General features: G+C 63.5%; 5 protein-coding genes. 1 reads left to right on the forward strand and 4 read right to left on the reverse strand.

Features of this window, described 5'->3' with window-relative positions:
• Positions 1–838 (reverse strand): peptidase U32 family protein (locus GPA_RS00380; RefSeq protein ID WP_041238667.1); only part of this gene is annotated, 838 nt, incomplete at its 3' end.
• A gap of 242 nt (positions 839–1,080) precedes the next feature.
• Here GPA_RS00380 and GPA_RS00385 point away from each other — a divergent pair.
• Positions 1,081–3,225 carry a transglycosylase domain-containing protein gene (locus tag GPA_RS00385; protein WP_227156009.1) on the forward strand — a complete coding sequence of 715 codons (2,145 nt, stop codon included), beginning with the start codon at positions 1,081–1,083 and terminating at the stop codon, positions 3,223–3,225.
• An 85-nt stretch (positions 3,226–3,310) separates the two neighbouring features.
• On the opposite strand, the gene GPA_RS00390 is transcribed toward GPA_RS00385, so the two are convergent.
• From GPA_RS00390 to argH, 3 genes are all read right to left on the reverse strand, one after another.
• The gene (locus GPA_RS00390) at positions 3,311–3,814 is read right to left on the reverse strand and encodes a hypothetical protein (protein ID WP_015538621.1); all 504 of its coding nucleotides are present in this window, start codon (positions 3,812–3,814) and stop codon (positions 3,311–3,313) included.
• Between the two features lie 76 nt (positions 3,815–3,890).
• Positions 3,891–6,209, reverse strand: coding sequence for a transglycosylase domain-containing protein (locus tag GPA_RS00395; RefSeq protein ID WP_197533046.1), 2,319 nt, complete (start codon positions 6,207–6,209; stop codon positions 3,891–3,893).
• Positions 6,210–6,474: 265 nt separating this feature from the next.
• On the reverse strand, positions 6,475–7,260 hold a 786-nt coding region (gene argH / locus GPA_RS17095; RefSeq protein WP_041238669.1), incomplete at its 5' end, for an argininosuccinate lyase.

The raw sequence follows: 7,260 nt of genomic DNA on the forward strand, positions 1-7,260 counted from the left end.
CCAGCACGCGGTCGAGCACCGCCCGGTAGGCGGACGTCACCGCAAACACGTAGTCGGCGGACTTCATGCGCCCCTCTATCTTGAGCGAGGCGGCACCGGCTGCCACCAGCTCGGGCATGAGGTCGATGACGCAGAGATCCTGCGGCGAGAGCAGGTGCTCGCCCGGCGACGGCAGCTCCTTGCGCTGTGCGCGGTTGCGCAGCTCGTAGGGAAGCCGGCACGCCTGGGCGCACAGGCCCCGGTTCGCCGAGCGGCCGCCGATCATCGAGGACATGAAGCACTGGCCCGAATAGCACACGCACAGGGCACCGTGGGCGAACGCCTCGACTTCCAGGCCGAGGTCGGACGCAATGCCGGCCAGGTGCTCAACTTCTGCCAGGGACAGCTCGCGCGCGAGCGTCACGCGGCGCGCACCCAGCTTGGCGGCTGCCTCGATGCCGGCTGCGTTGTGGGTGTTCATCTGCGTGGAGATATGCAGGCGCGCCTGGGGAAGCGAGCGGGCGAGCTCGGCGGCCACGCCCACGTCCTGCACGATGAAGGCATCGGCGCCGGCCCGGTACGCCTGCCGCGCGCACTCGAGAGCGCGGTCGACCTCCGAGGGCAGGATGGCGGTGTTCAGCGTCACGTACACGCGCACGCCGCGCAGATGCGCGTAGTCGCAGGCCTCGCCAAGGGTCTCAAGCGTGAAGTTGTCGGCGTTGCGCCGTGCGTTGAACGCGTCCAATCCCAGGTAGACGGCATCCGCCCCACCTGCCACCGCCGCGTGCAGCGCCTCTGCGCCCCCCGCCGGGGCAAGCAGTTCCACGGACGGCAGCGCCGTGCCTTGCTGGTTCGACATAGTTGCTTCCTAACTGCGTATCTCATGCGACCGCACGTGCATTATGCGTGCGAGCAGCCGCTTTATGCTCTTTTCTGTGCGCCGGCCCGCGTTGTAACGGTTCGGCAACGGCAGTATGGTAGTATAGTCGAACCATGAAAATACGGCGAAAACAGCGCGAAACGCGCACCCATGCCGCGAAATGGCTCCTGCTTGTCGCAGCAGCGGCTTTCTGCTTCGTGGCGTATCAAGGCGTCCAGGGCGTGCTTCACGTCATAGACGATTGGACGAGCGACCTCCCCAGCCTGTCGAGCACCGACGCGTTCAACTACGCGCAGGAGTCGACGATGTACGCGGGCGACCAGAGCACGCTTTTGGCCGAGTTCCAGCTTGAGAAGCGGGACCCGCTCGCCTCGGCCGACCAGGTGAGCCCCTACGTGCTCAAGGGCACGGTGGACACCGAGGATGTGCGCTTCTACGAGCATACCGGCGTGGACCTTCCCGGCATCGCACGCGCCGTGCTCGTCAACCTGGGCGGCGGGGCGCTCGAGGGCGCCTCCACCATCACGCAGCAGCTCGTGCGCAACACCGTGCTGTCCGAGGAGGCCAACGACATCTCGTTCGAGCGCAAGATCCGCGAAGCGCAGCTGGCGGTGGACATGGAGAAGATGTACTCCAAAGACGAGATACTCCTCATGTACCTGAACACCATCAACTACGGCGACGGCTGCTACGGCATAGAGGCGGCGGCACAGAACTACTTCCAGGTGTCGGCGCTCAACTTGACGCTGTCGCAGGCTGCCGCCCTTGTGGGCATCCCCCAGTCGCCGACGTACCTCAACCCGAAGGAGAACCCGGAGGCCTGCCAGGAGCGCCGCAACGTGGTGCTCGACCGCATGCTCACGGCCGGCGACATCACGCAGGAGGAGCACGATGCAGCCCAAGCGGTGCCGCTGGAGGAGGATCTGAACCTGGCCGGCGATCCGCCCAGCCAGGGAATCTACGCCTATCCTTACTTTACCAGCTATGTCCGCGACCTTCTGACGGCCGAGAACAACCCCTTCGGCCTCTCCTATGCCGACCTGTTCGAGGGTGGCTACACCATCTACACGTCGCTCGACCCGGCCATGCAGGAGAAGGCTGAAGCGGCCTGCGCCGCCCAAAACGAGGTCATTGCCGATAATCTCGAGTCCTCCATCGTGGCCGTCGAGCCAAGTACGGGCTATATAAAAGCCCTCGTGGGCGGCAAGGACTATTTCTCTAACCAATGGAACGTCGCCACGCAGGGAGGCCAGCCTACAGGATCGTCGTTCAAGCCGTTCACCTTGGCGGCAGCCATCGAGCAGGGCATCAATCCCGCAACGATGATCGACTGCACGAACCCGATGACCATAACGGGCGGCAAAGAGCTTTGGAACTTCGGCAATACCAACTACGGGATACGCAGCATCGCAAGCGCCACCACCGTGTCGTCGAACACTGGCTACTACCGACTTGCCGAAAAAGTGACCCCTGCCGCCATGAACGAGATGGCGCAACGCCTCGGGGCGAACTTCGAAACGCAGAACCTGCCTATTGCCACGCTGGGCACGGAGAACGTCACGCCCCTCGATATGGCGAAAGCCTACGCCACCTTTGCTACCGGTGGGATGCGACACGAGGCGGTAGCCGTGACGAAGATCGTGGACAAGAACGGCAACGTGGTCTACGAGGCACCGACCAGCGACGAGGGAGAGCGTGTGATCTCCGAAGAGGTGGCGGGTGCCGTGACCAAGGTGCTTCGCACGGTTTTCGAATCTTCTGATGGCACCGCCTACGGCATGATGCCGACGAACGGGCAACCGGTGGCGGGCAAGACGGGCACCGTGCAGGAATTTCGCGGACACTGGCTCGTAGGATACTCGCCGCAACTCTCGTGCGCCGCTTGGATCGGCAGCCGCAATTACGAACAGACCGACGAGGACCTCACTGCCAACTATCTGTGGAGGGACTTCATGTCGCGAGCCCTCGCGGGTACGGAGATCGTGCAATTCCCCGAGACGAAGGATCCCGAGTACAAGAACCCCTTCAACACGGAGCAGAAGGAGAAGTACGCGAAGCAAACGCAGGAAGAGAAGGACAAGGAGCTCGCCGCGAAGGCGGCGGGTGCCGTGGGGCTTTCCCTAAGCGATGCCGCCTCCCTGCTGAACGGGTACGACGTCTCCTATACCGAGGAGTATTCGAGCAGCGTCGCAGCGGGCATCGTCATCAGCCAGAGCGTGCAGAACGGCAAGATCGTGCTCGTGGTGTCGAAGGGGCCGAAGCCGGTTGACCCGACCCCCACGCCGACACCTACCCCGACGCCCGACCCGGATCCACCTCCCGACCCGGACCCAACCCCCGACCCTCCGCCTGACGGCACGGGATGATTCGACGTTTTGCCCTTGCATCGAAACGCTCCCCTTCCACGAACTTGAGGAAGGGGAGCGTTTTGGTTGGAAGAACAGGCTGTTGCTAGTTCTTCTCGGAGGCCTTGTTGTCGCCCGACTGGAGCTTGCCGATACCCTCGTCGTACTGGCTCTTGATATCGGCTATACGCTGGTCGTACGTCGAATAGTCGAAAGGCTGTGCCTCGGTGGCGCTGTCGATTTCCGTGTAGAGCTCGATGTAGGCGTTCAGGGCGTCCTTCAGCTTGTTCGTGCCGTCGACGTACTCCTGCTGGATGTCCTTGAGATCGTCGGGGACGTTCAGCTTGCCCAGCTCGTCGAGCGCCTTGTAGGCGTTGTCGGCCTGTGTCCGCATGCCCACCAGGTCGCCGCGCGACACGGCGTCGGTGAAACCGTCGAGCCGGCTCTGCAGATCTTCCATCGTCTGGTTGACCTGCGTCATGTACTGTCGGTTCTCGGACTGCTGCTTCGTCGCGGCGCTTTCCTGCGACGTGCAGCCGGCGAGCGCGGCAACCGCCACGAAGGCCGCGCACATGACGCCGACGGCTTTGATGAGCATGGAACGTTTCATGTACAACCTACTTCCCTTTCGAGTAAAGCGCCGCTTGGATGCGGCGCGTGAAAACAACCTGCAAACAGTGTACCTGTTATGCGGTGAGCATTTGAAGTGTGCGCGACCAAATCGTTGGCAGAGAGAAACTTGCCGCAGACGGGGTCTTGGCCGGATCGGGCTTCGGGGTGGGCTCGGGATCGGGGGTCGGCTCCGGTTCCGGATCGGGCGTGGGCTCGGGGTCCGGCGTGGGCTCGGGGTCCGGGGTTGGAGCCGGATCGGGCTTGTCGGTCCCACCGCCGGATGGCCCTCCCGGCGTGTTGGATCCGTTAGTGCCGCCCGAGTTCGAGCCGTTGTTGGTCCCGTTCGCGCTGTTGGAATCGGTGTCTTTGTCCTTCTTGTCCGAGTCTTTCGACTCATCCTCACCTGAAGAGCCGGCGGTGCCCCCGATGCCGTACTTCGCATCGGTATAGGTCTTATACGGCGGATTGGCGGCATTGGCGAAATCGACCGCAGGCTGCCCTTCGAGCACCACGTTCATGAAGCTGGCAAAGGCGCTTGCCACCGTGACCGACGGCGGGATCGATTCGCAGGAGTTGTCTCCAAAGTAATCGCGACGGTCGCCAAGCCAGAAAGCCACCGACATCTGGGGCGTCACGCCGCAGAACCAACTGTCCTTGTAATCGTCCGAGGTGCCCGTCTTACCTGCGACAACCTGCCCGTTCGCCAAGGCGGCATCGGTGCCGGTGCCCTCGGAGCTCTGCACGACGCCCTCCATAACCTTGAGGGCCGCATGGGCGACCTCGGGCTCGAGCACCCGCTCTCCCTCGGTGGTGGTGTTATCCACGACCAGCTCGTCATCGCGATTGTAAACTTGCAGGACGGGAGTGGTGTTGTGGTGGACGCCCCCGCTGGCAAGCGTAGCGTAGGCCTCGGCCATCTCAAGGGGCGTCACCGCGTCGACGCCTAACGTAATAGAGCCGGTGCTCGACAGATTGGAATGGATGCCCATCTCCTTGGCAGTCGAAGCCACGGCGTCGGGCCCGAGCGACAGGCAGAGGCGCGCGAAACCGGTGTTCGAAGACACGGCGAAGGCACGCGCGATGCTGCGGGTTCCATACTCCGTCTTGTTGATGTTCTCGACGGACCACCCGGGGAACTTCGCCGTGGCCGAGCAGTTGATGAGGGTCTGCGGATCGATTCCCGCCTTGATAGCCGCCACCAGGGTGAACGTCTTGAACGAGGATCCCGACTGACGGCCGGCCCCGCCGGTGCCCGTTGCGAGGTTCACCTGGCTCTCAGAGTAATCCCTGCCCCCGACGAGCGCCTTGATGTGGCCCGTCTCGGGGTCGACGGCCGCCATGGCAGACTCGAACACGTTGTCAAGGCCGGCAGTCCCGTTTGCCTGGGCGGCCTTGTCCCTCGCTGCCTGCTCCGCCGCCTCCTGGGCGGTGACGTCGAGCGTCGTGACGATGGTGAACCCGCCCTTGAGTATCTCCGCCTCCGACATTCCCAGCTCTTCCTTGAGCTCTTGGCGCATGTAGCTGGTGAAGTACGGGTAGGCGAGGATGCCGTCGTTCGTGGGGATGGTCTCGTTGACCTCGAGGGGAGCCTGCTGCGCCGCGTCGTGCTCCTCCTGGGTGATATAGCCATTCGACAGCATCCGGTCGAGCACGAGATTGCGTCGCTCTATGCAGTTCTTGCCGCCGTCGACAAGCGGGTTGTTGTAAGACGGCGACTGGGGAATGCCCACGAGGGCGGCAGCCTCGGCCAGCGTCAGGTCGGTCGCGTCCTTCGAGAAGTAGCGCTGCGAGGCGGCCTGGATGCCGTACGTGGCGTTGCCGTAGTTGATGGTGTTGAGGTACATGCGCAGTATCTCGTCTTTCGAGTACACTTCCTCGAGCTTGACGGAAAGGTACATCTCGCGCACCTTGCGCTTGATGGATATCTCATCCATCTCGTCGGAGAGGATGGTGTTGCGCACGAACTGCTGCGTGATGGTCGAGGCGCCCTCGCGACCCGATCCGGTGATGTTCACCACGAGCGCACGCGCGATGCCGGCCAGGTCGAAGCCGCCGTGCTCGTAGAAGCGCTCGTCCTCGGTTGCCACCGTTCCATCGAGCACATACTGGCTGATCTGGTTCAACTCAACCGGCTCGCGGTTGTCCAGCTGGAATTTGGCAAGCTGGACGGTCTTGGTGCTGTCCCACGCCTCGCTTGGGAGCGAGGTATTGAGATTGTCCGTATTCGAGACGTCGTACTCCGTCAGATCGCCGATCCAGGACATGCCGAGGGCGTAGACGCCCACGCCGCCGGCGACGATTACGGCCGCCAGGACGCTGACGACGACGAGCAGCCCGATCTTGGGATGCTTCTTCTTGGCACTGGGCCGGTTCTTCATTGAACGTGAAGCCACGTGAACACCTCCAAAAAACTTTCGCCATTGTATCATCGGGGGGCTGCCCCTCTTGAATCAACACAAGTTTGTTGGAAAATGGTCACAAGGCAAAAGGGCCGATGGGAGGCCTAAAAATGCCGCCGGATGACCCGGCGGCATGAACGCGAGGTTGAAGGTGCGTGACAGGGGGACGGGGATAATGTCACGCCCACGGGGCTCTCACAACCTTCAAGCAGATGCGGGGCGTGACATTATCCCCGTCCCCCTGTCACGCCCTTGCTGGCTAGAGCGCGGCCTCGTCGGCGGCGAGAACCTGCTTCGCGAGCGCCAGCTGCTCGGCCACGGCGGCGTGGCCCGTGCCGCCCTCGGTGGTGCGGGCGGCCACGATGGCGTCGAGGTCGAGTGCGGAGGTGATGTCGGCCTCGAAGAGGTCGCTCTCGGCCTGGAAGTCCGCGAGCGCAAGGTCATCCAGATCGCAGCCGCGCTGCTCGCACAAAAGCACGAGGTGCCCCACCACCTCGTGGGCGCGACGGAACGGCATGCCCTTCTTCGCCAGGTAGTCGGCCACGTCGGTGGCGGCGAGGTAGCCCTTCTTCGCCTGGGCGCGCATGCTCTCGGGCTTCACCGCCATCGTCTCGATCATGCCGGCGGCGCACACGAGGCAGTCCTCGAGCGTCTTGGCGGCGTCGATGGCCCCTTCCTTGTCCTCCTGCAGGTCCTTGTTGTACGCGAGCGGCAGCGCCTTCATGGTGACGAGCAGCGCCACGAGGTCGCCCACCACGCGCCCGGTCTTCCCGCGGATGAGCTCAGCGAAGTCGGGGTTCTTCTTCTGCGGCATGATGGACGAGCCCGTGGAGAACGCGTCGGAGAGCTCGATGAAGTCGAACTCGGCCGTGGACCACAGCACGATCTCCTCGCACAGGCGCGACAGGTGCATGCACGACACGCTGCACGCGTAGGACAAATCGAGCAGGAAGTCGCGGTCGGACACGGCATCGAGCGAGTTGGGGATCACGCGCGAGAAGCCGAGGCTCGCCGCCGTCATCTGACGGTCGAGCGGGTACGTGGT

The organism is Gordonibacter pamelaeae 7-10-1-b, assembly GCF_000210055.1.
GTDB classification, from domain to species: Bacteria; Actinomycetota; Coriobacteriia; order Coriobacteriales; family Eggerthellaceae; genus Gordonibacter; species Gordonibacter pamelaeae.